A 22,166-nucleotide genomic window follows, 5' to 3' on the forward strand; every position below is an offset into this window, starting at 1 on the left:
CTAGAGCACGCGGTTCATACCCGCGGTGTCGAGGGTTCGAATCCCCCTCTCGCTACTTTGCTGATAGTCTTTTATACGCACAGACTTTTCAGCAAAAGTTTTTTTAATTGAATATGGCGAGATAGCTCAGTTGGCTAGAGCACGCGGTTCATACCCGCGGTGTCGAGGGTTCGAATCCCCCTCTCGCTATTATAGATGTTGCAGATTGCAGCATCTTTTTTTTGCCATAATCATCTTACACAAAGGAGTAACTGTATGAACATCGACCCATCCATCCGTAAACTTCTTGATAATGAAACTACAATACACGAAGCTCAGATCCGCGCTTTGTTCCAGACTCTTGACCGCAGGTTTGGGCTTCGTGGAGCTTCTGTGCCTATCCGCTTTGGTTACGATGAGGCTGTACTTGGCTCTTATACACCTGCTTCTTCTCATGAAAAGGAAGGCTTCTATTTTTCCCTTCTGTTTATTGGTTATGCCGTAAAGAAGCCTCTTTCCAAAGAGGATCGCCTGGATCTTTATAAGCACGAATACGCCCATTATATGCAATACAATATGAAAATCCCGGCGCAGTATAACTGGCAGGCAGGAAAGCATGGGAGCGCCTGGAAATACTGCTGTTCTCTTGTGGGCGCCGCGCCTACTCCTTATTACAGAATCGGAGAAAGCCTTCTGAAGCACAATTATGACAAAGCTCTGAAAAACCCTATCCATGACAAGACAGTTCCCATCCGGGACACCTACCGCCGTGAACAGGCCTACAAAAGCGCCAAACATAGCGAAATAAAATTCCAGGTAAACGATGTGGTAACTCATCCCAAATTTGGGGAAGGTACTGTAGAGGAAATCGTACAACTGTCCAATTCCGTCAGACTGCATATCCGGTTTGCAGATGATGAGGTAAAAAAGATTGACCAGAAATGGCTGCTACGGTCTGGTCATAAATAGTTATATTTTTACAAAACCCAATAAACTTATCATATAAAAGGAGTAAAAAGCCATGAAAAAAAATCATCATCTACACCGGCAGATTCACCTCTGCCTCATCATTTTACTGCTTCTGTTTTGCAGTTCAAGCCAGGTATTTGCCGCAGCAAGGGTAAATGTGAAAAATACCAGGATTAAATTATCAGCCACAAAGCTTACTTATAATAAAAAGGTACAGCGTCCAAAAGTAAGAGTAACTTATAAAGGAAAAGTCTTGAAGGAAAAGAAAAACTATATTGTAAAGTACTCTAAAGGCTGCAAAAAAGTAGGAACTTACACGGTTCAGATTATTGGAAAAGGCACTTATACCGGCACTGCTAAAAAACAGTTTGTCATTTTACCGCCGAAAGCCCAGATAATGAATATCTATGCAAAAACAGCAGCTGCAACTGTAGTAGTAAAAAGACAAACCTCCCAGACCAGTGGTTACCAGCTGCGCTATGCCACTAATTCAAAACTAAAAAATGCAAAAACTATAACAGTCAAAGGTAACAAAAACAACACAATTTTTCTCAATGGCCTCCGTGCCGGGACTACATATTATATGCAAACCCGCACTTACATGACCGTTAAAGGAAAAAAATACTATTCCAAATGGTCTTCTACAGGCCATTGCACAACAAACAGAGAGACAAACAGTACCCACCAAAGTGCAACCCCTACACCTACACCAACGCCTACATCCACACCGGTTCCTACACCCACACCGATTCCCAAAGCTGATCTGCCTGCACACGACCAAAAAGAAAATGCACCAGCTAAATATACATATGAAATTTACGGTCTGGACAAACAGAAGGCAGATATTTACACCGATTGTCTCAAACCTCTTTTTATAAAGACAGACAATCCGGATCCGAACTCTTTTTCCTTGATTTTTAATGGAAATGACTCGCGGACCAGCGCATACAGAAGTGGTTCATCTCGTTTCTTTGATGATATTCCTTTAGAAAACAATGACTCAGAAACTACTTCATTAGAGAAAGTAAAAGGCGGTTATATCAAATACGTGAAATTTTTCGAAGCAGGAACCTACACTGTAGAATTCAGGGAATATTCATTATCAGGTTATACGGTTGCAAATACAGTGACATTAAATGTTCTGGATTATGATCAGGCAGAAAACGCATGGCTGATTGACATTATTAACAAAACTACAACTGCTGATATGACTCCTTTTGAAAAGATGGACGCTATAAGTGCCTACCTCAGAGAACCAGGCCGCTTTAAATATTTAACCAGATATAACGATCATACAGTCGATCTGGCAGCAGATCCCAATGAGCCATTTTTTGTAACTTACCGTTGGAACTCTAGCACATCACCGTCAGTTCTCGGTGAGTTCGCTGAATTAGTCGGTGGATTTGATGATATTCATTATTGCTTTGGTGATTATCCGGTTGGCTCTCCATCATGGTCCATATGGCATTATGTGGTAAAGCTTACTATAGGAAATGAGACGCGAAACTACGCCGTTTGCCCAATGGGCTCAACCGGCAACATTGAAGAAATCAAAATGATTGATTTTTCCGATCTGAGCAATATGCGAAAGTTCGGATAATCTTAATTTAACAAATCAAATAAGTCCCCATCCCACTGTTTTAATTGCAAAAAACAGTGAATGGGGATTTTTTTCGATTATTCTATTTCTTAAGCTTCATTTTTACCGGCTCATACGTGGTATTCGTTTCATAGTCATATCCCCGTATTCCGATTTCGTCGGCAAGGTCCGTTTTCTGATAGCTTCTCTGGAAGGTGGCTTCTTTTCCAACCTCTGCCACCTCTGAACCACCGCCAAGGTCGGAAAGCTGCCACAGATTTCCATTCAGATCCATTACGTCAAGGGAAATACTGTCGCACTCTTCTAAGAAGATGCAATGGATTGTGACGTAATCGCCCACTTCTGTTTCTTCTATATCTGCGGACAGGATCTTTACTTTTCCAGCTGCAGTTATCCCTTCACCATCCACAGGCACATAGGTCATACTTTTCCCCTGGCTCTTATCTTCCAGCTGGAAAGTAATATTTGTACGCATCACATCATCAACGCACTTAGCATCCGGAAGCGTGGCAGTTCCGATGCAGGAAATGGTAAGATTCTTACTCTCATTTGTCTTTACCGCGGAAGAATAGAAATCTACTACATCATCTTCCAGATTTCGATAATCTCCCACTGCTGTTTCAATGCCAAGATCTGAATCAAAATCAAAGCTGGCTCCAACCTTTACGATGATCAGCCCTTTTTCTGCGGCATATTCTCCTATTGTCTTGTCGCTTTCAATTCCAAGATTTCTTACAGGATCCTCATTCATGGTGTCTTGTCCTGCCAGAAGATATTTGCCTCTTTCTTTCGCTGTGACTTCCACCACCACCTGGACACTGTTCTTATCACATAGGGCTTCCTTCACGGTGTAAGTGAGAATGGAATCGCCATCTTCCTGCTGCACCGGATCTTTTTCAATCAGCCCCTTGGCTTCTTCCGGCATCTTATTTCCAACTTCCTGAAAAAAACCGGAAATTCCTATATACTTCTCTGCTGCAAAAACAGTGGCACCAAATGCCATCACTGCCGCAAATGTCAGGATTAAACTGCGCTTCCAGTTTTTCCGTGTACCAATTTTTCCCATTCTGTCAGTGCCATTTATTACTTTTCCCGTTTTTTCTTCTTTCTGATACCCTCTATCGGACTCTGCCGAATTCTCTATCATTTCCAATGTCTCATCTACACGCCTGAGCACACATTCCGGCACTTCTGTTTCTTCTGAAAAAACATCAAACAATTTATCATCCATGAATATATCCTCCTTCATACTCTGCACGAAGCTGTTTTCTGGCTCTGGAGAGCCTTGTAAGCACTGTATTCTGGCTGATTTCCAGAAGAGCGGCAATTTCCTTTACACTAAGGGATTTGCTGTAATACAAAAGCATCACCACCTGGTACTTCTCATCCAGGGATGCCAGGATTTCCTTCCATTCACAATCTACATAGCCAGGTTCCTCGAAGATTCCCTCTTCCATTTCCATCGTAGGAAAAACGCGGCCTTTGTGCCGAAGCATTTCATTGCAGTTATTGATCAGGATCCGAATCATCCAGGTTTTGAAGTAAGAATCCTTTTTTAAAGTGGAAAGCTTCTCATAACACTTTAAAATCGTTTCCTGTATGGCATCTGCCACATCTTCGTCATTCTTCAGATAGGCCCAGGCTACTTTGTACATGCTCTGGGTATTCATCCGGATGAGCTGTGCAAATGCACCGGAATCTCCGGCTTTTGCCTTTTTCACCAAATTTTCCATAAGGGTTTTCGCTCCTTTTTTTGTGTTCTGCAGTACACGAAATATATTGCTGTATTTCCTTTTACATACATTAGATGGAAAAGGCAGGGAGAATATTTCATCGAATATAATTTTTCGCCCATGATGAGTGAATACTAAGCATAAAAACAAGAATATTAGATATGTGTAATATTTTACACGGTCGGAGATTTTTAATAAATATAGAAAAAGCTGGCATTTGCAATTTATTCACTCACAAATGCCAGCTCCTATAATCCTATTTACTTATTTATTTGAAGTACTCAACACCGGACTCAAAGATCTGAATATCCTGCTGTCCATAGATGTTGATTGCAACGCCATTGTCGCGGCGCTCGCTGTGAGCCATCTTACCGAGAACACGTCCATCCGGGCTTGTGATACCCTCGATATTGTATGTTGATCCGTTAATGTTGGATTCTTCGGACTGATCCAGTTCTCCGTTTGGATTTACGTACTGGGTAGCCACCTGTCCGTTTGCAAGGAGCTTTGTAAGCCACTCATCGTTTGCTACAAAACGTCCTTCACCGTGGGAAGCCGGGTTGCAGTATACGCCGCCAAGAGCCGCTTTCTGCAGCCATGGAGACTTGTTACTCACTACCTTGGTGTAAACCATCTTGGAAATATGACGTCCGATGGTGTTATAGGTCAGTGTAGGAGAATCCTCTTTCTGTCCGCAGATCTCGCCGTATGGAACAAGTCCCAGCTTGATCAGCGCCTGGAATCCATTACAGATACCAAGTGCAAGACCATCTCTCTCATTTAACAGCTTCATAACAGCTTCTTTGATCTTTGCATTCTGGAAGGCAGTTGCAAAGAATTTCGCAGAACCGTCTGGCTCATCACCAGCGGAGAAGCCGCCTGGGAACATGATCATCTGTGCCTGATCAATGGATTTCTCAAATATTTCCACAGAATCACGGATATCCTCTGCACTTAAGTTCTTAAATACCTTAACGTCTACCTCAGCTCCGGCTCTCTCGAATGCCTTTGTACTGTCGTACTCACAGTTTGTTCCTGGGAATACAGGAATGAATACGCGAGGTTTTGCTACTTTATGCTTGCAGACATAAATATTCTTTGTATTATAAATACCATTCTCATAGGTTGCTTCCGGATCTGCTGTCTTTACAGCCATGGCAACTGGTCCATCGTTTTCTTCACCAGAGGTTGTCTTAAAGACCTTCTCCAGAGTGCCTGTCCATGCCTTGTAAGCCTCATCTACTGTGAGCTCAGCATTTCCATATGAGAATTTACCATTATCTGTTACTTCACCGATCACGGTATATGTAATAGAAAGCTGACCAACCTTTTCAGCCGGAACTTCCAGAACCAGATCGCCGAAGCCTGGTGCAAAGAAGTCTCTTGGATCCAGATTATGCTCGATCTTCACGCCCATTGCATTTCCAAATGCCATCTTGCTGACTGCTGCCGCAATACCGTGACGGTCAAGTGCATAAGCGGAAACCACTTTTCCAGCCTGCATATCATTGTGAAGCTTCTCATACTGCTCCATAATGCCTGTATAGTCTGGTAAATCGTACTGATCCTTGGGTGCACGAAGCCATACCAGTTTATTTCCAGCCTTTTTCAGCTCTGGTGTGATCACATCCTGAAGCTTGGCAACATCCACTGCAAAGGAAACCAGTGTTGGCGGAACATCAATGTCATTGAAGGTTCCGGACATACTGTCCTTACCACCGATAGACGGAAGACCGAATCCCATCTGTGCTGCATAAGCACCAAGAAGTGCTGCAAATGGCTGGCTCCATCTCTTTGGATCCTCTGTCATACGACGGAAGTATTCCTGGAAGGTGAAACGGATCTTCTTATAATCACCGCCTGCTGCCACGATTCTTGCAACAGATTCTGTCACTGCATAAGCAGCTCCGTGATATGGGCTCCAGGAAGATAAGTATGGATCAAAGCCATAGCTCATCATGGTTACTGTATTGGTAGTTCCATTCTGTACCGGTACCTTGGCAACCATTGCCTGAGTCTCTGTAAGCTGATTTTTACCTCCATAAGGCATCAGAACGCTTCCTGCACCAATGGAGCTGTCAAACATCTCTACAAGGCCCTTCTGGGAGCATACATTTAAGTCTGCCAGTGTGGAGAGCCATTTTTCTCTCACATCGGCTACGTCCGGACGCTCTTCAAAAAGGTTGCCCTCTTTATTCGGAATTTCAACTTCTACAGTTGTCTCCTGATGTGCACCGTTGGTATCAAGGAATGCACGGGAAATATTTACAATCTCCTTTCCTCTCCAGGAAAGCACCAGTCTTGGCTCTTTTGTTACAACAGCAACCGGAACTGCTTCCAGGTTCTCTTCGTTTGCAAAGCCAAGGAATTTCTCTACGTCTTCCGGAGCAACAACAACTGCCATACGTTCCTGGGACTCGGAAATTGCGATCTCAGTACCGTCAAGACCTGCATATTTCTTCGGAACTTTGTCCAAGTCGATCTGAAGACCAGGTGCCAGCTCTCCGATTGCTACGGATACACCGCCTGCACCGAAGTCGTTACATTTCTTAATGATATAGCTGACTTCCTCACGACGGAACATACGCTGGATCTTACGCTCTGTAGGTGCATTTCCTTTCTGTACCTCAGCGCCGCAGACCTCGATAGAAGCCTCTGTATGTACCTTGGAGGAACCGGTAGCACCACCGATACCGTCACGTCCGGTACGTCCTCCAAGAAGGATGATGATATCTCCCGGATCAGAATTCTCACGAATAACTGCACGTCTTGGAGCAGCACCCATAACTGCACCGATCTCCATACGTTTTGCAACGTAGTTCGGATGATAGATTTCTTTTACATAGCCGGTAGCAAGACCGATCTGGTTACCGTAGGAGCTGTAGCCGTGAGCTGCACCACGAACCAGTTTCTTCTGCGGAAGCTTGCCCTTCAGAGTCTCTTTTACGGAAACAGTAGGATCTGCTGCTCCTGTTACACGCATTGCCTGATATACATAAGTACGTCCGGAAAGCGGGTCACGGATTGCACCGCCAAGGCAGGTAGCTGCGCCACCAAATGGCTCGATTTCTGTCGGATGGTTGTGTGTCTCATTCTTAAAGTTGATCAGCCATTCCTCTTCTTTTCCATTTACATCAACCGGCACTACAATACTGCAGGCATTGATCTCGTCGGACTCTTCCTGATCCTGAAGCTTGCCTTCGGATTTCAGTTTCTTCATAGCCATAAGAGCAAGATCCATCAGGCAGACGAATTTGTCGTCCCGTCCCTTATAAAGGACTTCTCTGTCGGAAAGATATCTGTTATAGGTATCAACGATAGGAGTTTTATAATCACCCTCGTCGAATTTCACCTGTGTAAGCTCAGTGGAGAATGTGGTATGACGACAATGGTCAGACCAGTAAGTATCCAGAACACGGATCTCGGTCATGGATGGATCACGCTTCTCCTCGTTCTTAAAATAGTTCTGGATATGAAGGAAATCCTTGAATGTCATAGCAAGGTTCAAGGAGCTGTAAAGCTCCTTTAATGGTGCTTCTTCCATATCGCGGAAGCCATCGAAGATCTTAACATCTTCCGGGTCTTTGAACTCTGTAACCAGTGTTTCCGGCTTCTGAAGGCCTGTTTCACGGGAATCTACAGGGTTAATGCAGTGATTCCTGATTGCCTCGAATTCTTCCTCTGTAATGTCACCTTCGATCACATAAGTAGTTGCTGAACGGATGATTGGCTGTGCATTTTCGTCCAGGAACTGCACGCACTGTACAGCGGAATCGGCTCTCTGGTCAAACTGTCCAGGAAGGAATTCTACAGAAAAAACATGTGCGCCATCTGCTGCCTCGAATTTCTCCAGATAAAGGTCATCTACCGGAGGCTCGGCAAATACGGTATGGCATGCTTTTTCAAATACATCATCAGAAATATTCTCTACGTCATAGCGGATCAGTTCCCGCACGTTTGTTACAGTCTTAATGCCCAGATAAGAGCTGATCTCATGCTTCAGTTCTTTGGCTTTTACGGCAAAGGATGGTTTCTTTTCTACGTATACTCGTCTTACGTTACTCATTGGAAAACTCCTTTCGTGAATGTGAAATCATAGTGTGGTGTGCTTTTTCATTTTGAAAAAATTGGATGACTGCGCAAAACTGCAGCCATTCTTGCACATTTTCGTTTATTATAGTATCATAGGTTTTGTCATAAGTAAAATTAATATATCTTATATTTTTTATTACTATTACTTCTATATGTAAATAAACAAGGCACATCAGTCATAGCAGAGCTACTTCTTGTGCTTGTCACAAGAAGGTTCGTCTTTCTGTGCATCGCGAAGCGTGTTACTGGTCACGGAGTGGACAGTAACGAGTTTGATTTTGGAGGATTTATATATGGATATCAATCTTGAATTATACAAATGCTTTTACTACGTTGCCACCACCTTAAGCTTCTCTGAAGCCTCCCGCCAGCTGTTCATTTCCCAGTCTGCAGTAAGCCAGGGAATCAAGGCTCTGGAAAAAAAGCTGGGACGGGAACTGTTTTTCCGAAGCACCAAGAAGGTTTCCCTTACCCCTGAGGGAGAAATACTTTTCCAGCATGTCAAACCGGCCCTGGAAATGCTTTCCCAGGGAGAGGCACAGCTTCTTGAGGAAGACAGACTTCAGGGGCAGCTTCGGATAGGGGCAAGCGATACCATCTGCCGGTACTTTCTGATTGACTACCTGAAGCGCTTTCATCAGGATTATCCCGGAGTGCGGATCAAGGTCACAAACAGCACCTCCATGGGCTGCGTGGAGCTTCTGGAAAACCGTCAGGTGGACCTGATCGTAAGCAATCTTCCCAATTCCCGGCTTACCGCACACACAAAAGTACAGATGGTAAAAGAATTTCGGGATATTTTTGTTGCCAATCCGGACTTCTTTCCACTTGAAGGAAAAGCCCTGGAAATAAAGAAGCTGATGGAATATCCTCTTCTCACCCTTTCGTCCAAAAGCACAACAAGTGAATATCTTCATCAGTTTTTTGCATCCCACAGACAGAATCTGATTCCGGAGGTTGAGCTTAACAGCAATGATCTGCTTATTGATCTGGCACGCATTGGTCTTGGAATTGCCTGTGTTCCGGATTACATGCTGGCTTCTTTACGGGGACAGGAAACCTCTCTGATAGAGGTCAGCCTGAAGCAGCAGCTTCCGCCCAGACAATTGGCCCTTGTATATCACGAAAGCCTTCCCTTATCCCAGGCTGCCCAGAAGTTTTTTGACTATTTTTCATCAAAAAGCACAAAAACTACTTCTTTTTAGCATATTTTGATAGCTAAATATTACCATATCATGTACAATGTAGATGTATGAAAAAAACAATGGGAGGTATTAAATTTTATGGATCTTTCAACTTTGGTAAAAATGTCAAACACTTACGGAAGCAATCCTGCTTACGTTCTTGCAGGCGGTGGAAATACTTCTGTCAAAGATGAAACCACACTGTATGTAAAGGGCTCCGGTACACAGCTTGCCACCATTAAGGCAGAGGAATTCGTTGAGATGAGCCGCGCCCGTCTCAATGAGATCATGAAAACAGAGTATCCGGGAAATGACACAGAGCGTGAAGCTGCCTATCTTGCAGATGTAATGGCGGCAGTAACAGATGCAGATAAGACCAAGCGTCCAAGCGTGGAAGCATTACTCCACAATTTATTTGCATATACCTATGTACTGCATGTTCATCCTACTCTTGTAAACGGTCTGACCTGCGGCAATGGCGCAAAGGCACTTTCCGAGCAGCTTCTTGGAAAAGAGGTTCTCTGGATCGACATCTGTAAACCAGGATACACTCTTGCACGTATCTGTTATGAGAAAATGAACGCTTATAAAGAAGAATTTGGAAAAGATGTTCAGGTTCTTCTGCTTCAGAATCACGGTATTTTCGTAGCTGCAAATACCGTAGAAGAGATTGGTGTTTTATTTGATGGCGTGATCTCCACCCTTGAAAAACAGGTAAAACGAACAGCTGACGTCAGTGATGCTGTTACCCCTGAAAAAGAGGCTGCTGCACAGAAGCTTTCCCAGCTGCTCGGACATGCTGTAGAGGTTGTACCGGCTGCTGAAGCAGATAATTTTGTAAAAAATAAAGAAGCTGCCGCACCGCTTCTGAAACCATTCACCCCTGATCACATTGTATATTGCGGTCCATATCCGTTATTTGTTGAAAACATTGATCAGGCAAAAGAAGCACTGGATGCATTTATGGCTGAAAATGATAAAGAACCAAGACTGATCCTGGTTCAGGGCGTTGGTGCATTTATTATGGAAGATGACAAGGGGAAAGCTGCCAAGGCTCAGCTTCTTGCTAAGGATGCCATCAAGCTTGCTGTCTATGCAGAAAGCTTCGGCGGTCCGCTTCAGATGACAGATGAGATCACTTATTTCATTACCCATTGGGAAGCAGAGGCTTACCGCAGTAAGAAATAAAGAAAAGAAAAAGATTCTGGTAAAAACAGGATGTTACAATCTTGTTTTTACACAGAATCTTTTTTTGCAAAATGTTCGCCACAATTTGTGTGTTTTTCTATAGTGCTCCCAGCCTCTTACTGTGGCAGAACTCCATCTGCTGCTTCAATATACGGATTATCGATCTCATCAAAGGCGCCCTCGTCAACCTTGGCTGCATAGGCCGGGTCGATTGGCATTTTGCCAAGAACCGGAACATTCAGGGATGCGGCAATCTCGTCAATGTGGCTTTCGCCAAATACTTTCAGTTCTTTGCCGCAGTCTGGACATTTCACATAGCTGTAGTTCTCTACAAGGCCCAGAACCGGCACCTTCATCATTCCAGCCATATTGTATGCCTTCTTCACGATCATGCTTACAAGATCCTGTGGAGAGGTTACGATCACGATTCCCTGAATCGGAAGGGACTGGAATACAGTCAGCGGAACGTCTCCTGTTCCTGGTGGCATATCTACGAACAGGTAATCTACATCACCCCAGATAACATCTGTCCAGAACTGTTTTACCATGTTGCCAAGGATCGGTCCCCGCCAGATTACCGGAGTGTCCTCAGTTGGAAGAAGCAGGTTAATGGACATAACCTTGATTCCGTTTTTGGTCTCCATAGGGAAAATACCGCTGTCGTTTGCCTGGGCAGCGCCTTTCAGGCCATACATTTTCGGGATGGATGGTCCGGTAATGTCTGCGTCAAGGATTCCTACTTTATAGCCTTTCTTTGCCATTCTGTTTGCAAGAGATGCTGTCACGAAGGATTTTCCAACGCCGCCTTTACCACTTACAATACCGATCACATGCTTTACATTGGACATTGCATTCATTGCAGCCTGCATGCTCTGCGGATTTTTCTTGCTGGCACAGCCTTCACAGCTTGATTTGTCGCAAGTCTTGCTGTCACATTCTTTTGCCATTTTTATCTATCTCCTTTTTCCTTATTTATTTCATAAACCTGTCAATTGCACGTTCCAGTTCCTTGATGGCGTCCTTGTCTCCATGCTCTACCGCATCCACAATACAGTGTTCAATGTGATCCTGTAAAATAATCTTGCCTGTATTATTAATAGCAGATTTCACTGCGGAAAGCTGGATCAGCACTTCGCTGCAGTCCCGGCCGTCTTCCACCATACGTTTGATGGATTCCAGGTGCCCGATTGCACGGGAAAGCCGGTTCAGTACAGCCTTGGTCTGTGCATGACTGTGGTGATGTCCGTGTTCTCCATGGGAATGCATGACAGTGGTGCCATCTTCCAGAACATGGGTATGCATATGCTCTTCCTCGCCTTCATGCAGGTGGTTCTCTAAATGTTCTTCTATCATGTCATCCTCCTGTATTTGCCAACCATTTCGCATATCCAACAGTGTTCTGTGGATGGTTTCTGACTGGTGTAATTCTTTTGAAGCACGTCCGTTTATTATAACATACTTCCCTTAAATATGCACTATTTCTGATGATTGTATTAAAAAATATGCCTTAGAGCCTGTTTGAAAAATCATTCCCGCAATCTGCACGCCCCACTTTGCGGTATATTTTGTCTGAATTCGGTTGCCGTAGCCCGCTACGGCGCCCTCATCCGGACAAAATCTCCCACAAATTGTGACGCACATCTTGCGGAAAGTCTTTTTCAAACATGCTCTAAGGTCGTTGTTGTAAGCAGTAGCTTAAAATCCGCTTCGTGACCTGCAGCTTATATTTCCGTAAAGGAACATCTCTGTTTGATCTGGGAGGTCTGGATGTCAAATATGATGGTGCCATCTTCCAGAACCGTCTTCTCATAGGTTACTTCTTTTCCCTTAAATTTATTCTTTACATATTCTTCCGGGTCTTCTATCTCCACCTCATCTACAAACACATCCCGCATCTGATTCCTGGGGCATTTGTTGAAAATTTCCCAGATTACTTCATACTCTTTCATATTCTCACCTGCTCTTTTTTGTAAAACTATCTGCTCCTTTGTCATCTCCCGCATTTGCATTACTGTTTATCCGGCTGACTGCAGATGTTTTTCACAATAAAGCTAATCCTTTTTCCATAAATTAATTTCATTATAGATATTTTGTACTTTTTTGTCAAAAATAATTGAACTTCTTCAGAGAATGTCGTATCATAGAAATACTAAAATCGAAACGACATGAAGCGAAAAGGAGATATAGCCATGCAGCTTTTAAAAGAACGTATTCTGAAAGATGGCGTTGTGAAACCAGGCAATATATTAAAGGTAGACAGTTTCCTGAACCACCAGATGGACATTGACCTGATCAATGAGATTGGTAAGGAGTTTAAGGCGCGTTTCTCAGACTGCCCCATCACCAAGATCCTCACTATTGAAGCTTCCGGTATTGGCATTGCCTGTATTGCAGCACAGTATTTTCATGTTCCTGTAGTATTTGCCAAGAAATCCCAGAGTGTAAACCTGGACGGCGAGATGTACTGCACCAAGATTGAATCCTTTACCCATAAGAAAGTTTATGATGTTATTATTTCCAAGAAGTTCCTTAGTCCGGAGGATCACGTACTTCTTATTGATGATTTCCTTGCAAATGGCTGTGCTCTTCTCGGACTGATCGATATTGTAAAGAAATCCGGAGCTACTCTTGAAGGTGCCGGAATCGTAATTGAGAAGGGCTTCCAGCACGGCGGACAACAGATCCGTGATATGGGTGTCCGTCTGGAATCTCTGGCTATCATTGATTCCATGACAGATGATTCCCTAACCTTCCGCGATTAATTTTTAGGAGCAAAAATACCAGTAATCACCAAACGATTACTGGTATTTTCATTTTACTTACGTATTTTCATTTTACTTCCGTTTTATGCTTTTCCACTACTCTGCAGCTTGCTATTGCTCTCCTGGTTTTCTCCATCCTTTACAGCCGGAACTTCTTCTGTGCTCACTTCAGGCTCATCCTTTGGAATTACCTGGCTCTTTTTCTCAGGCTCACCACCTTCCGGTGTAAGACTCGCCTCCGGCGTCACTGTCACTTCCGGTGTCGGACTTACTTCCTCGGGAACAGGCATAGGAGAGGCTTCCGGCGCGATCATTTCTGCCAGATAGAATCCATTATCCACAAGAATCTGATAATTATCCTTATCGATCAGCTTTCCATCACAGGTAACCGTTCCAATGATCTTCACACCATTATCATACTGGGAATAATTATTGATATCAACGTCATCCCCATTCAGGTAGGTTTCCACCAGCTTCGTCAGTGCTTCTGCCAGATCCCGGCGATCCATCATGACTGTAAAACCGATTTTTTCTTCTGCCACACTTTTAACAGCATCTGCATCTGCATTTACACCTGTGATCAGAGGCCAGTTCTCATCACCAGGCTGGAGCTGCTCTTTTTCCAGAAGCTCCAGAGCTGCCAGAGCAAAATCATCAGAAGCAGTGCAGATAATATCCGGAGTTTTCTCCAGAGAATAAAATTCGTCTATCTCAGATTTCAGCTGCTTCTTCGCAGTATCTGTATTCTGATCCATAATGCTGGTTTCATCAAAAGTCACACGGCCGGAACGGCAAATCAGGGTACCATCGTCAATATACTCCTGCAGAACCTCCATTATTCCGTTAAACAGGAATAACGAGGCGTCATCATCCGGAGAGCCCATAAGAAACTCTATGGTACGGGCACCTCTGTCTTCCCGGACTTTATCCAGTTCTTCTTTCTCTACAATATTTTTGGCAATCTCTTTTCCAATTGCACGCATATTAAAAGTGACAAAATATTTCACGTTGGGCGTATCCATGATCAGATTGTCATAGTCAATCACCGGAATTGAGAGCTCAGAAGCCTCTTCCAGTACATCTGTAAGACCATATGGATCAACAGGTGAAATTACCAGTGCTTTCAGTTTCTCATCCTGAAGAAGCTCCCTGATCTGTTCTGCCTGGGTGTCAGAATCGTCCCCGGCAAAATACATAGCAGCTTCATAACCTGCCTCTTCCAGACGTGATTTCAGTTCTGTACGCTCCAGACTGCTGTTGATATCCTCTCCCTCTTCCGGAAGCAGAACCCCCACCTTATCAAGATTTTCCTCCGGGGCTTCAGTTGTCTCACTTTCTTCTGAATTTTCATCACTTTTATCACTGTCCTGTTTATCGGACTTTCTATTCGTATCCTTTTTGCTGTCAGCGTCCTTCGTGTCTCCAGTGCCCTCATTTTCGTCCTCAACGCTCTCTTTTACAGCCTCGGTGGCTTCATTTTTACCACAGCCTGTGAGAAAAGCACTGCACACCAGAAGTCCGGTAAGAAGTCCTGCAATTTGCTTTTTCATAAAAATTCCTTTCTATGTAACTTCATATCATTCTCTATTTTCAAGCTTTTTCAAATAGTATTCTTACTTATATTCTTTCAGGATTCCCTTCAGATAATCACGGTAAGCCTGAACTGACTTCTTAGGCTTCATAAGGATTACATCTTTCCCCATGCCTGTAAGCCATCCGTAAAACTCAGAGGTCTCATCCACCTGCACTGCAGCAACGAAAGTATCCTCTTCTTTCTCCTTGTACTGGGCATAATTTCCAAGTGCTGCCATGACTTCTTTCTTTTTCTTATTTCTGCAAAGAAGCTTCACCGGTTTATCCTCCTCAGAATCTGACGGTGGAAGCAGCCAGGAATTTTTCGCTTTTTTGTGAGCCTCATTGGAAAATGCACTGCCTTCATTCTCTGCTCCAGCACTGTTTTTTGCAGAGTCTTCCGGATTTGCACCATTCATTTCTGTAGTGGATGTATTTACGCTCTCTGCGGCAGCTTCTCCGGCAACATAATATCCGGTATACTTTCCTCTTTTAAACTTAATGTCCATGCCAAAGCTTCTCAGCACTTCCATATCGTCATAAATACTTTTTCGCTCAGCACTGACTCCGTTTTCCTGAAGTCTTCCGATAATTTCCTGCATAGTGCACGGATGTGTTTCACTGGTCTCTCTCAATATTTTTTCAAGATAAAGGATTTTCCCTTTTTGATTGATTCCTTTTGCCATATCGTTCCCCTTATTTTTATCTGTACATATCCCAGAGCGTGTTTGAAAAAAGGCTTTCTGCAAGGCAGGAATGATTTTCAAACAGGCTTTGGAGCTTGTTTGTATCAGTTCTCTTTTACAAAGCGATGATATACGTAATCATTTGCTGCCTTCTCTTCTGTATCATCCAGCGGCGCAAGCTGGACTTCCTTTCCATATTTCTGCTCAAGAGCATGTGCGATCAGCCAGTCTGCCAGCTGCGGGTTCTTGGGAAGAAGCGGACCGTGAAGGTACGTTCCGATCAAATTCTTGTAAACCACACCCTCATAGCCTGTTTTTCCATCATTTCCAGATCCATAGAGTACTTTTCCCAGAGGCTTGCAGTTATTAATACAGGTTCTTCCTCCATGGTTCTCAAATCCAACCACAGGCATATCAAAAAGGTCGCTTTTCAGCACAATATTGCTGATCAGACGTCCCTCTCCCTGTTCGGTGTAAAGATCTACCAGGTCAAGCCCTGTAATGGTTCCCTGATCTGTCTTATAATATTTTCCAAGAAGCTGGTAACCACCGCAGATAGCGATAACTACGCCTCCATCTTCCACATATTTCTTAAAATCCGGCTGAATTTCCTTCAGTTTCTCACAAACCAGCATCTGCTCCCTGTCGGAACCACCGCCCAGTAGCACAATATCCAGTCTGGAAAAATCAATCTTGTCACCCAGTTCAAAAGCAATGGTCTCTGCCTCAATTCCACGCCACTGGCAGCGTCTCATAAGGCACTGGATATTTCCTCTGTCTCCATACAGGTTCAGGAGATCAGGATATAAATGTCCGATTGTCAGTTTCATTCCTTTTCTCCCTCCATTTTCTTAAGAATATTATGAGTGCTGAATAATGCAGTGTAGTTTACCAGAACGTAGAGATTGCCTACGCCGTCTTCAATCCTTTTTCGGATCGCTGTTTCCACATTTTCCTCAAGCATAACCGGAATGTCCACATATTTCATCCGGAGGCGCATATCCTGGCAGCGGATACCGCTGACTGTAATGGAATGAATGCTTGCATCGCCCAGAAGGTCAAAATCCACATCCCAGAGCCAGGAAATATCTGTTCCATCCTGTGCATTGTCGTTGATGGTGATAATAATATCTTTCTGTGTTTTATCCTGCATAACTGCGGAAATATTCTGGTTAAAACCGGCAGGATTCTTTGCAAGGTTCAGCATAACACCAGTGCCTTTAATACGGAACTGTTCCATACGACCATTTTCCGGATTAAATTTCTGAAGCATATTCTGGAAATGCTCTCCGGAAAATCCAGCTGTACGCAGCCCGGCATAAGCAGCCAGAATATTATATACATTATAAAAGCCTTTGTAATTGGCTGTAAGGTGCTTATCCTCCACCTGAAAGGACAGTTGATCACCAACCTTTACATCATGGGCATCATATTTGATTTCCGGTCTTGCAAAGCCACAGGATGGGCACTTGTAATCCCCCAGCTGACTATAGTGGTAAAAACTGTATTCCAGCCTGGCACCACACTTTTTACAAAAACGTCCTTCCCGTATCTCGTTTGCCGCGCTCTTCTGGACAGGCTTACTGATTCCATATGTGATGTACGGATTGCCGCTGTCCATAGCAAGATACGCCGAAAGCGCATCATCCGCATTTACGATTACCTGCATTTTCGGTACTGTGCGGATCATCTCTTCCAGAATGTTCATGGTAATATCAATTTCACCGTAGCGGTCCAGCTGGTCGCGGAACAAATTAGTCAGAAGCATGTAGTCCGGCTTCAGGCCTGGAAATACATGGCGGGTAGAAGCCTCGTCTACCTCAATGCAGGCGTAATCTGCATCCAGCCTGCCTGTAGGTCCGGCAGCCAGCACAAAAGCTGCTACAACGCCGTTTAACATGTTAGAACCGGTGTGATTGCAGACTACTTTCTGCCCTTCATTTTCAAGGGCAGCGCAGAGCATGTTGTTGGTGGTTGTCTTACCGTTGGTTCCACAGGTCACAAATATTTTCTTTCGCACCTGAGAAGAAAGATCTTCCAGGATGTCAGGATTGATCTTTAATGCGATCTTGCCCGCCCAGGTCACTCCCTGGCGTCCCATTTTCCTGCATATAAAGCCTGCAGATTTCGCTGCAAAAACAGCAGCCATTGTTCTGATTTTCATGTGTATTTAATCCTTTTTCACTACTATTCACAGGGTAAAGCTCAAAAAGCAATTATGAATGAGCCAATGAATGGCAGTCCTTTTCAAGTATTATTTTCGTATGTTATATAATTAGACAGTGCAGCTTAATTCAGGTTATCTGTGATCAGTACATCTGTACAGACACCTTGCGCCCCATTCGCCAGATATCTTCTGGCTTCCTCTTTGTCATTTATGGTATAAATATATACCAAAATGTCCCGTTCGTCAAAAATTTTCTGCACTTCTTCGGACCAGTAGTCACGATAAATGGTTACAGCCATGATTTTATTGGTTTGACAGAATTCTGCAATATCGTTCAATTCTTCTGTGGTATATTCCTGCCACAGAGAATAGATATATGCAGGAAATTTATACAAAAGTGCTGTTCCAGGATACATGGCTGAATTGTATATTTCCGGGATGATCTGTTTAAGCGTATGCTCGATGCCAGCTTTTATAGAGATTTCCCTGTACTGTGCATAATCCTCAAGAGTACGCTGGTAATTGCGGACAGAATATTGTTTGGAATCTATCATTACAAATGCATCCGGATATTCGTCCAGCAGTTTCAGAAGGTCTTCAAAGGTCATAGGGGTGTATTTCCCATATATAGGCGTATTTAAAAATTCTTCTGAGGATAGAACTTTTCGTTCTTCTCCTTCCCATTGTCCAAGAGACTCTTTCCAGTTATGGCGGCACACCCATACTCCATCACTGGTCTGCGTCAGATCCACCTCAAACAGGCGGCAGCCTTTATCATAATAATTGATAAAGCTTTCTCTGGAATTTAAGTATGTGAGACCGTCAATCCCACCCAGAGCATGCGTTATAATATTGTAATTTTCCCAGTCAAATTCCGGTGTATTCACTGGAATTTCTTTTTTCGCTTCGTACCGGACGGAGCCTGTCAAAAGCCAGGCTAACAAACAAATTTCTATTAATAAAAGTAACTTTCTCACATTGGTATCCCTAAATTAAGAAAAAAGAGATATCTACGAAACGTAAATATCTCTTTTCTTATAATCAGTAATTCTGTTTCGGATTAAACCAGCTCGATGAGCACTTCCATAGCGCCATCACCTTTACGCTGTCCAATCTTAACGATTCTGGTGTATCCACCGTTACGGTTAGCGTATTTTGGTGCGATTTCCTCGAACATCTTCTTAACCATATCTACATCTTTGGTGTTTTTCTTCTTGCCAGCGCCCTTAGCCGGAACTTCTTTAACCGGGTAGAACACTTTCATCATCTGACGACGAGCGTGAAGTCTGGATGGAGCATCTTTTGTGATCTGCTTCTCAACTTCATCGTAAACAGTTTTCTTCTTACCGTCTACAACTTCTTTCACTCTCTTGCCTTCAGCGTCTTTTCTTGCAACTTTAGCTGTTACAGTAACAGTCTCAAAGTTGTCTTTCTCGCGAACAGCCATAGCTACAAGGCCTTCAGCGATCTTACGGATCTCTTTAGCTTTAGCTTCTGTTGTAACAATTTTTCCATTGTATAACAGATTTGTAACCTGGTTTCTTAACAGAGCTTTTCTCTGGTCAGCTGTTCTGCTTAATTTTCTATATTTTGCCATTTAATTTTCCTCCATCTGTGGGACAGCAGTCCACGCTTGTTCGGTCTTACTGGGCTGCTGCTTAGCAAATCCCCACTGTAATAATCTTACGCGATACCTTTATGGTTATCTTACTCTTCTGTTGGCTGAAGCTGTAAGCCCAGCTCTTTCAACTTGGCAAGTACTTCCTCTAAAGACTTACGTCCAAGGTTACGTACTTTCATCATGTCGTCAGAAGTCTTATTGCAAAGCTCCTCAACCGTATTGATGCCTGCTCTCTTCAGACAGTTGTAAGAACGAACTGAAAGCTCAAGCTCATCAATGCTCATTTCAAGAACTTTCTCTTTCTCATTGTCTTCTTTCTCAATCATAACCTCAGCGGTCTTTGCATTCTCGGAAAGGTCAATGAAAAGGCTTAAATGCTCGCTTAATACCTTTGCTGCAAGGCTTACTGCCTCATCAGGATCCAGCGTGCCATTTGTGTATACATCAAGTGTCAGTTTATCAAAGTCTGTAACCTGACCCACACGTGTATTCTGCACAACCATATTGACTCTCTCAACCGGGCTGTAGATTGCATCAACTGCAATTACACCGATTGGCATGTCATCTGATTTGCCCTTATCCGCACTCACATATCCGCGGCCTTTTGTAATGGTAAGTTCCATTGCAAGTCTGCAATCCTTACCACCGTTTAAGGTAGCGATTACCTGATCCGGATTCATGATCTCGATATCCTGATCTGCCTGAATATCAGCAGCTGTCACAACACCTTTGCCCTCACACTCAATGTATGCGGTCTTCGGCTCATTGTCAGCACTGTTATTCTTAATTGCAAGACTCTTAAGATTCATGATGATCTCTGTCACGTCTTCTTTTACTCCAGGGATGGAGCTGAATTCATGAAGAACACCATCGATCTTAACCTGACTTACTGCAGCTCCCGGCAGGGAGGACAGCATAATTCTTCTAAGAGAATTGCCAAGTGTAGTACCGTAACCTCTTTCAAGAGGTTCTACAACGAATCTTCCAAATTTTTTATCTTCAGATATCTCGGTAATTTCGATTTTTGGTTTATTAAAATCAAACACTATAAATTTCCCTCCTTCTGGGTTGTATGCAATTGAGGGTATTATCAGGGCTCATTATTTGGAGTACAACTCGACGATAAGCATCTCGTTTACAGGAACGTCGATTTCTTCTCTTGTAGGAAGCTCTTTTACAACGCCCTTAAGATTCTCCTGGTCAGCCTCAAGCCAGTTCGGAACAAGTCTTCCGCCTGTTACCTCAAGGATTCCTTTGTATCTCTCAGAACCTTTGCATTTCTCTTTGATCTCGATGCTGTCGCCAGCTTTTACGAGATAAGAAGGAATGTTAACGCATTTTCCGTTTACAAGAACGTGCTTGTGGTCAACGATCTGACGAGCTTCTTTTCTTGTTCTTGCAAATCCCATACGGAAAAGAACATTGTCAAGTCTTGTCTCAAGCATGATCATCAGGTTCTCACCAGTCTGACCTTTCATTCTGTCGGCTTTCTTGTAGTAGTTACGGAAAGGTTTCTCCAGAACGCCATAAATGAATTTTGCTTTCTGTTTTTCTTTTAACTGAAGACCGTACTCAGATACTTTACGGTTTGCACGTTTTAACTGTCTTGTGGATTTTTTATCAATTCCTAAATAAATTGGATCCATTCCAAGGGATCTACATCTTTTCAAGACCGGTGTTCTATCTACTGCCATCTTGGCTTACCTCCTAATTCAATTAGACTCTTCTACGTTTTGGTGGACGGCATCCGTTGTGCGGAACCGGAGTTACGTCACGGATACTTGTTACTTCAAGACCGCATGCCTGAAGGGCACGGATAGCAGCCTCACGACCTGATCCTGGTCCTTTAACCATTACGTCTACTGTTTTTAATCCATGAATTAAAGCAGCCTTTGTTGCAGTCTCAGCTGCCATCTGTGCTGCATAAGGAGTAGATTTCCTTGAACCTCTAAATCCCAGACCGCCGGCACTTGCCCATGAAAGAGCGTTTCCTTCGTTGTCAGTCAGAGTAACAATTGTGTTGTTAAAAGAAGACTGGATATGTGCCTGTCCGTGTTCAACGTTTTTCTTGACACGACGTTTTGTTGTCGTTTTTTTAGTTGTTTTTGCCATTTTAAAACTAACCTACGCTTTCCTTAATCAATCAAAATTTATAGTTAGGATACTGAATTATTTCTTCTTATTTGCTACTGTTCTCTTCGGACCCTTGCGTGTTCTAGCATTGGTCTTGGTCTTCTGACCACGAACCGGAAGTCCTTTACGATGACGGATTCCTCTGTAGCATCCGATTTCCTGCAGTCTCTTAATGTTCAGGGCGATTTCTCTACGAAGATCACCTTCTACCATCATTGTCTCATCAATGACAGCCTGAAGTCTCTTAACTTCATCATCAGTCAGGTCTCTGACACGTGTGTCAGGATTTACATTTGCCTGAGCAAGGATTTTGTCTGCACTTGGTCTTCCGATACCATAAATATAGGTAAGACCGATTTCGATTCTTTTCTCTCTTGGTAAGTCTACACCAGCTATACGAGCCATGTACTGTTTCCTCCATTTTCTTTACTGAAAGTTCTGCGTCTTCGTACATCACTTGTATCAGATACAAGGTGAAAT

The 22,166-nt window shown here is 43.4% G+C and carries 23 protein-coding genes and 1 tRNA gene; 7 read left to right on the top strand and 17 right to left on the bottom strand.

What is annotated here, in order from left to right:
• Window positions 1-115 precede the first annotated feature (115 nt).
• The 3 genes from LIZ66_RS11820 (at window position 116) to LIZ66_RS11830 (ending at window position 2,548) form a co-directional block, all read left to right on the top strand.
• A tRNA-Met gene (locus LIZ66_RS11820) sits at window positions 116-189 on the top strand.
• A gap of 66 nt (window positions 190-255) precedes the next feature.
• The gene (locus LIZ66_RS11825; RefSeq protein ID WP_187565491.1) at window positions 256-948 is read left to right on the top strand and encodes a hypothetical protein; all 693 of its coding nucleotides are present in this window, start codon (window positions 256-258) and stop codon (window positions 946-948) included.
• Between the two features lie 52 nt (window positions 949-1,000).
• Window positions 1,001-2,548: a hypothetical protein gene (locus LIZ66_RS11830; RefSeq protein WP_173718249.1), complete on the top strand. Its 1,548-nt coding sequence runs from the start codon at window positions 1,001-1,003 to the stop codon at window positions 2,546-2,548.
• An 82-nt stretch (window positions 2,549-2,630) separates the two neighbouring features.
• On the opposite strand, the gene LIZ66_RS11835 is transcribed toward LIZ66_RS11830, so the two are convergent.
• The 3 genes from LIZ66_RS11835 to LIZ66_RS11845 form a co-directional block, all read right to left on the bottom strand.
• Window positions 2,631-3,779: a hypothetical protein gene (locus LIZ66_RS11835; RefSeq protein ID WP_227200870.1), complete on the bottom strand. Its 1,149-nt coding sequence runs from the start codon at window positions 3,777-3,779 to the stop codon at window positions 2,631-2,633.
• Window positions 3,772-4,281, bottom strand: coding sequence for an RNA polymerase sigma factor (locus LIZ66_RS11840; protein WP_173771777.1), 510 nt, complete (start codon window positions 4,279-4,281; stop codon window positions 3,772-3,774). Before LIZ66_RS11840 ends, LIZ66_RS11835 begins: the two co-directional genes overlap by 8 nt.
• A 268-nt stretch (window positions 4,282-4,549) precedes the next feature.
• Window positions 4,550-8,347 (bottom strand): phosphoribosylformylglycinamidine synthase, encoded by a 3,798-nt coding sequence (locus LIZ66_RS11845; RefSeq protein ID WP_227200869.1) that lies wholly within the window; start codon window positions 8,345-8,347, stop codon window positions 4,550-4,552.
• 319 nt (window positions 8,348-8,666) lie between these two features.
• On the opposite strand from LIZ66_RS11845, the gene LIZ66_RS11850 reads away from it, so the two are divergent.
• Together LIZ66_RS11850 and LIZ66_RS11855 are read left to right on the top strand one after the other, a co-directional pair.
• Complete coding sequence (locus LIZ66_RS11850; RefSeq protein ID WP_173716311.1) at window positions 8,667-9,578, top strand: LysR family transcriptional regulator; 912 nt, start codon at window positions 8,667-8,669, stop codon at window positions 9,576-9,578.
• Window positions 9,579-9,656: 78 nt separating this feature from the next.
• Window positions 9,657-10,745 (top strand): class II aldolase/adducin family protein, encoded by a 1,089-nt coding sequence (locus LIZ66_RS11855; protein ID WP_173771781.1) that lies wholly within the window; start codon window positions 9,657-9,659, stop codon window positions 10,743-10,745.
• Window positions 10,746-10,861: 116 nt separating this feature from the next.
• On the opposite strand, the gene LIZ66_RS11860 is transcribed toward LIZ66_RS11855, so the two are convergent.
• The 3 genes from LIZ66_RS11860 to LIZ66_RS19385 form a co-directional block, all read right to left on the bottom strand.
• Entirely contained in the window at window positions 10,862-11,692 is an 831-nt protein-coding gene (locus LIZ66_RS11860) for an Mrp/NBP35 family ATP-binding protein (RefSeq protein ID WP_118581151.1), read from the bottom strand.
• A gap of 25 nt (window positions 11,693-11,717) precedes the next feature.
• Window positions 11,718-12,098: a metal-sensing transcriptional repressor gene (locus tag LIZ66_RS11865; protein WP_173716314.1), complete on the bottom strand. Its 381-nt coding sequence runs from the start codon at window positions 12,096-12,098 to the stop codon at window positions 11,718-11,720.
• A 111-nt stretch (window positions 12,099-12,209) separates the two neighbouring features.
• Window positions 12,210-12,374: a DUF6783 domain-containing protein gene (locus LIZ66_RS19385; RefSeq protein ID WP_308768419.1), complete on the bottom strand. Its 165-nt coding sequence runs from the start codon at window positions 12,372-12,374 to the stop codon at window positions 12,210-12,212.
• On the opposite strand from LIZ66_RS19385, the gene LIZ66_RS19390 reads away from it, so the two are divergent.
• Window positions 12,315-12,458: a DUF6783 domain-containing protein gene (locus LIZ66_RS19390; RefSeq protein ID WP_325064533.1), complete on the top strand. Its 144-nt coding sequence runs from the start codon at window positions 12,315-12,317 to the stop codon at window positions 12,456-12,458. The two genes, LIZ66_RS19385 and LIZ66_RS19390, sit on opposite strands and share 60 nt — an antisense overlap.
• A gap of 8 nt (window positions 12,459-12,466) precedes the next feature.
• Here the strand turns inward: LIZ66_RS19390 and LIZ66_RS11870 are convergent, their stop codons facing one another.
• Window positions 12,467-12,694: a hypothetical protein gene (locus LIZ66_RS11870; RefSeq protein ID WP_118581326.1), complete on the bottom strand. Its 228-nt coding sequence runs from the start codon at window positions 12,692-12,694 to the stop codon at window positions 12,467-12,469.
• A gap of 240 nt (window positions 12,695-12,934) precedes the next feature.
• On the opposite strand from LIZ66_RS11870, the gene LIZ66_RS11875 reads away from it, so the two are divergent.
• Window positions 12,935-13,507, top strand: coding sequence for a xanthine phosphoribosyltransferase (locus LIZ66_RS11875; protein WP_118581157.1), 573 nt, complete (start codon window positions 12,935-12,937; stop codon window positions 13,505-13,507).
• An 83-nt stretch (window positions 13,508-13,590) separates the two neighbouring features.
• Here LIZ66_RS11875 and LIZ66_RS11880 read toward each other — a convergent pair whose 3' ends face one another.
• The 10 genes from LIZ66_RS11880 to rpsM form a co-directional block, all read right to left on the bottom strand.
• Complete coding sequence (locus LIZ66_RS11880; protein WP_173769314.1) at window positions 13,591-15,057, bottom strand: substrate-binding domain-containing protein; 1,467 nt, start codon at window positions 15,055-15,057, stop codon at window positions 13,591-13,593.
• A 63-nt stretch (window positions 15,058-15,120) separates the two neighbouring features.
• Window positions 15,121-15,765, bottom strand: coding sequence for a WYL domain-containing transcriptional regulator (locus LIZ66_RS11885; RefSeq protein WP_118581163.1), 645 nt, complete (start codon window positions 15,763-15,765; stop codon window positions 15,121-15,123).
• A 104-nt stretch (window positions 15,766-15,869) separates the two neighbouring features.
• Window positions 15,870-16,595 carry a type 1 glutamine amidotransferase gene (locus LIZ66_RS11890; RefSeq protein WP_173769315.1) on the bottom strand — a complete coding sequence of 242 codons (726 nt, stop codon included), beginning with the start codon at window positions 16,593-16,595 and terminating at the stop codon, window positions 15,870-15,872.
• Window positions 16,592-17,929: a Mur ligase family protein gene (locus LIZ66_RS11895; RefSeq protein ID WP_118581169.1), complete on the bottom strand. Its 1,338-nt coding sequence runs from the start codon at window positions 17,927-17,929 to the stop codon at window positions 16,592-16,594. The genes LIZ66_RS11890 and LIZ66_RS11895 overlap by 4 nt, the downstream gene beginning before the upstream one ends.
• A 125-nt stretch (window positions 17,930-18,054) precedes the next feature.
• Window positions 18,055-18,909, bottom strand: a complete 855-nt coding sequence (locus LIZ66_RS11900) for a phosphatidylinositol-specific phospholipase C/glycerophosphodiester phosphodiesterase family protein (protein WP_173718239.1) — start codon at window positions 18,907-18,909, stop codon at window positions 18,055-18,057.
• Window positions 18,910-18,992: 83 nt separating this feature from the next.
• Complete coding sequence (locus LIZ66_RS11905; RefSeq protein WP_118581175.1) at window positions 18,993-19,529, bottom strand: bL17 family ribosomal protein; 537 nt, start codon at window positions 19,527-19,529, stop codon at window positions 18,993-18,995.
• A gap of 110 nt (window positions 19,530-19,639) precedes the next feature.
• The gene (locus tag LIZ66_RS11910) at window positions 19,640-20,599 is read right to left on the bottom strand and encodes a DNA-directed RNA polymerase subunit alpha (RefSeq protein ID WP_118581178.1); all 960 of its coding nucleotides are present in this window, start codon (window positions 20,597-20,599) and stop codon (window positions 19,640-19,642) included.
• A gap of 54 nt (window positions 20,600-20,653) precedes the next feature.
• On the bottom strand, window positions 20,654-21,247 hold the full coding sequence (rpsD, locus tag LIZ66_RS11915; RefSeq protein ID WP_118581181.1) for a 30S ribosomal protein S4: 594 nt from the start codon (window positions 21,245-21,247) through the stop codon (window positions 20,654-20,656).
• A gap of 22 nt (window positions 21,248-21,269) precedes the next feature.
• Window positions 21,270-21,665, bottom strand: a complete 396-nt coding sequence (gene rpsK, locus LIZ66_RS11920) for a 30S ribosomal protein S11 (protein ID WP_148461639.1) — start codon at window positions 21,663-21,665, stop codon at window positions 21,270-21,272.
• A 57-nt stretch (window positions 21,666-21,722) separates the two neighbouring features.
• Window positions 21,723-22,091: a 30S ribosomal protein S13 gene (gene rpsM / locus LIZ66_RS11925; RefSeq protein WP_117852568.1), complete on the bottom strand. Its 369-nt coding sequence runs from the start codon at window positions 22,089-22,091 to the stop codon at window positions 21,723-21,725.
• Window positions 22,092-22,166 lie beyond the last annotated feature (75 nt).

The sequence above is a fragment of the Blautia faecis genome, assembly GCF_020554845.1.
In the GTDB taxonomy this organism is placed as follows: domain Bacteria; phylum Bacillota; class Clostridia; order Lachnospirales; family Lachnospiraceae; genus Blautia_A; species Blautia_A faecis.

What these genes read in the sequence shown, in the direction of transcription:
- LIZ66_RS11825 (WP_187565491.1), top strand. Translation starts at nt 256, where the DNA reads ATGAACATCGACCCATCCATCCGTAAACTTCTTGATAATGAAACTACA.
- LIZ66_RS11830 (WP_173718249.1), top strand. Translation starts at nt 1,001, where the DNA reads ATGAAAAAAAATCATCATCTACACCGGCAGATTCACCTCTGCCTCATC.
- LIZ66_RS11835 (WP_227200870.1), bottom strand. Translation starts at nt 3,779, where the DNA reads ATGGATGATAAATTGTTTGATGTTTTTTCAGAAGAAACAGAAGTGCCG.
- LIZ66_RS11840 (WP_173771777.1), bottom strand. Translation starts at nt 4,281, where the DNA reads ATGGAAAATTTGGTGAAAAAGGCAAAAGCCGGAGATTCCGGTGCATTT.
- LIZ66_RS11845 (WP_227200869.1), bottom strand. Translation starts at nt 8,347, where the DNA reads ATGAGTAACGTAAGACGAGTATACGTAGAAAAGAAACCATCCTTTGCC.
- LIZ66_RS11850 (WP_173716311.1), top strand. Translation starts at nt 8,667, where the DNA reads ATGGATATCAATCTTGAATTATACAAATGCTTTTACTACGTTGCCACC.
- LIZ66_RS11855 (WP_173771781.1), top strand. Translation starts at nt 9,657, where the DNA reads ATGGATCTTTCAACTTTGGTAAAAATGTCAAACACTTACGGAAGCAAT.
- LIZ66_RS11860 (WP_118581151.1), bottom strand. Translation starts at nt 11,692, where the DNA reads ATGGCAAAAGAATGTGACAGCAAGACTTGCGACAAATCAAGCTGTGAA.
- LIZ66_RS11865 (WP_173716314.1), bottom strand. Translation starts at nt 12,098, where the DNA reads ATGATAGAAGAACATTTAGAGAACCACCTGCATGAAGGCGAGGAAGAG.
- LIZ66_RS11870 (WP_118581326.1), bottom strand. Translation starts at nt 12,694, where the DNA reads ATGAAAGAGTATGAAGTAATCTGGGAAATTTTCAACAAATGCCCCAGG.
- LIZ66_RS11875 (WP_118581157.1), top strand. Translation starts at nt 12,935, where the DNA reads ATGCAGCTTTTAAAAGAACGTATTCTGAAAGATGGCGTTGTGAAACCA.
- LIZ66_RS11880 (WP_173769314.1), bottom strand. Translation starts at nt 15,057, where the DNA reads ATGAAAAAGCAAATTGCAGGACTTCTTACCGGACTTCTGGTGTGCAGT.
- LIZ66_RS11885 (WP_118581163.1), bottom strand. Translation starts at nt 15,765, where the DNA reads ATGGCAAAAGGAATCAATCAAAAAGGGAAAATCCTTTATCTTGAAAAA.
- LIZ66_RS11890 (WP_173769315.1), bottom strand. Translation starts at nt 16,595, where the DNA reads ATGAAACTGACAATCGGACATTTATATCCTGATCTCCTGAACCTGTAT.
- LIZ66_RS11895 (WP_118581169.1), bottom strand. Translation starts at nt 17,929, where the DNA reads ATGAAAATCAGAACAATGGCTGCTGTTTTTGCAGCGAAATCTGCAGGC.
- LIZ66_RS11905 (WP_118581175.1), bottom strand. Translation starts at nt 19,529, where the DNA reads ATGGCAAAATATAGAAAATTAAGCAGAACAGCTGACCAGAGAAAAGCT.
- rpsD (WP_118581181.1), bottom strand. Translation starts at nt 21,247, where the DNA reads ATGGCAGTAGATAGAACACCGGTCTTGAAAAGATGTAGATCCCTTGGA.
- rpsK (WP_148461639.1), bottom strand. Translation starts at nt 21,665, where the DNA reads ATGGCAAAAACAACTAAAAAAACGACAACAAAACGTCGTGTCAAGAAA.
- rpsM (WP_117852568.1), bottom strand. Translation starts at nt 22,091, where the DNA reads ATGGCTCGTATAGCTGGTGTAGACTTACCAAGAGAGAAAAGAATCGAA.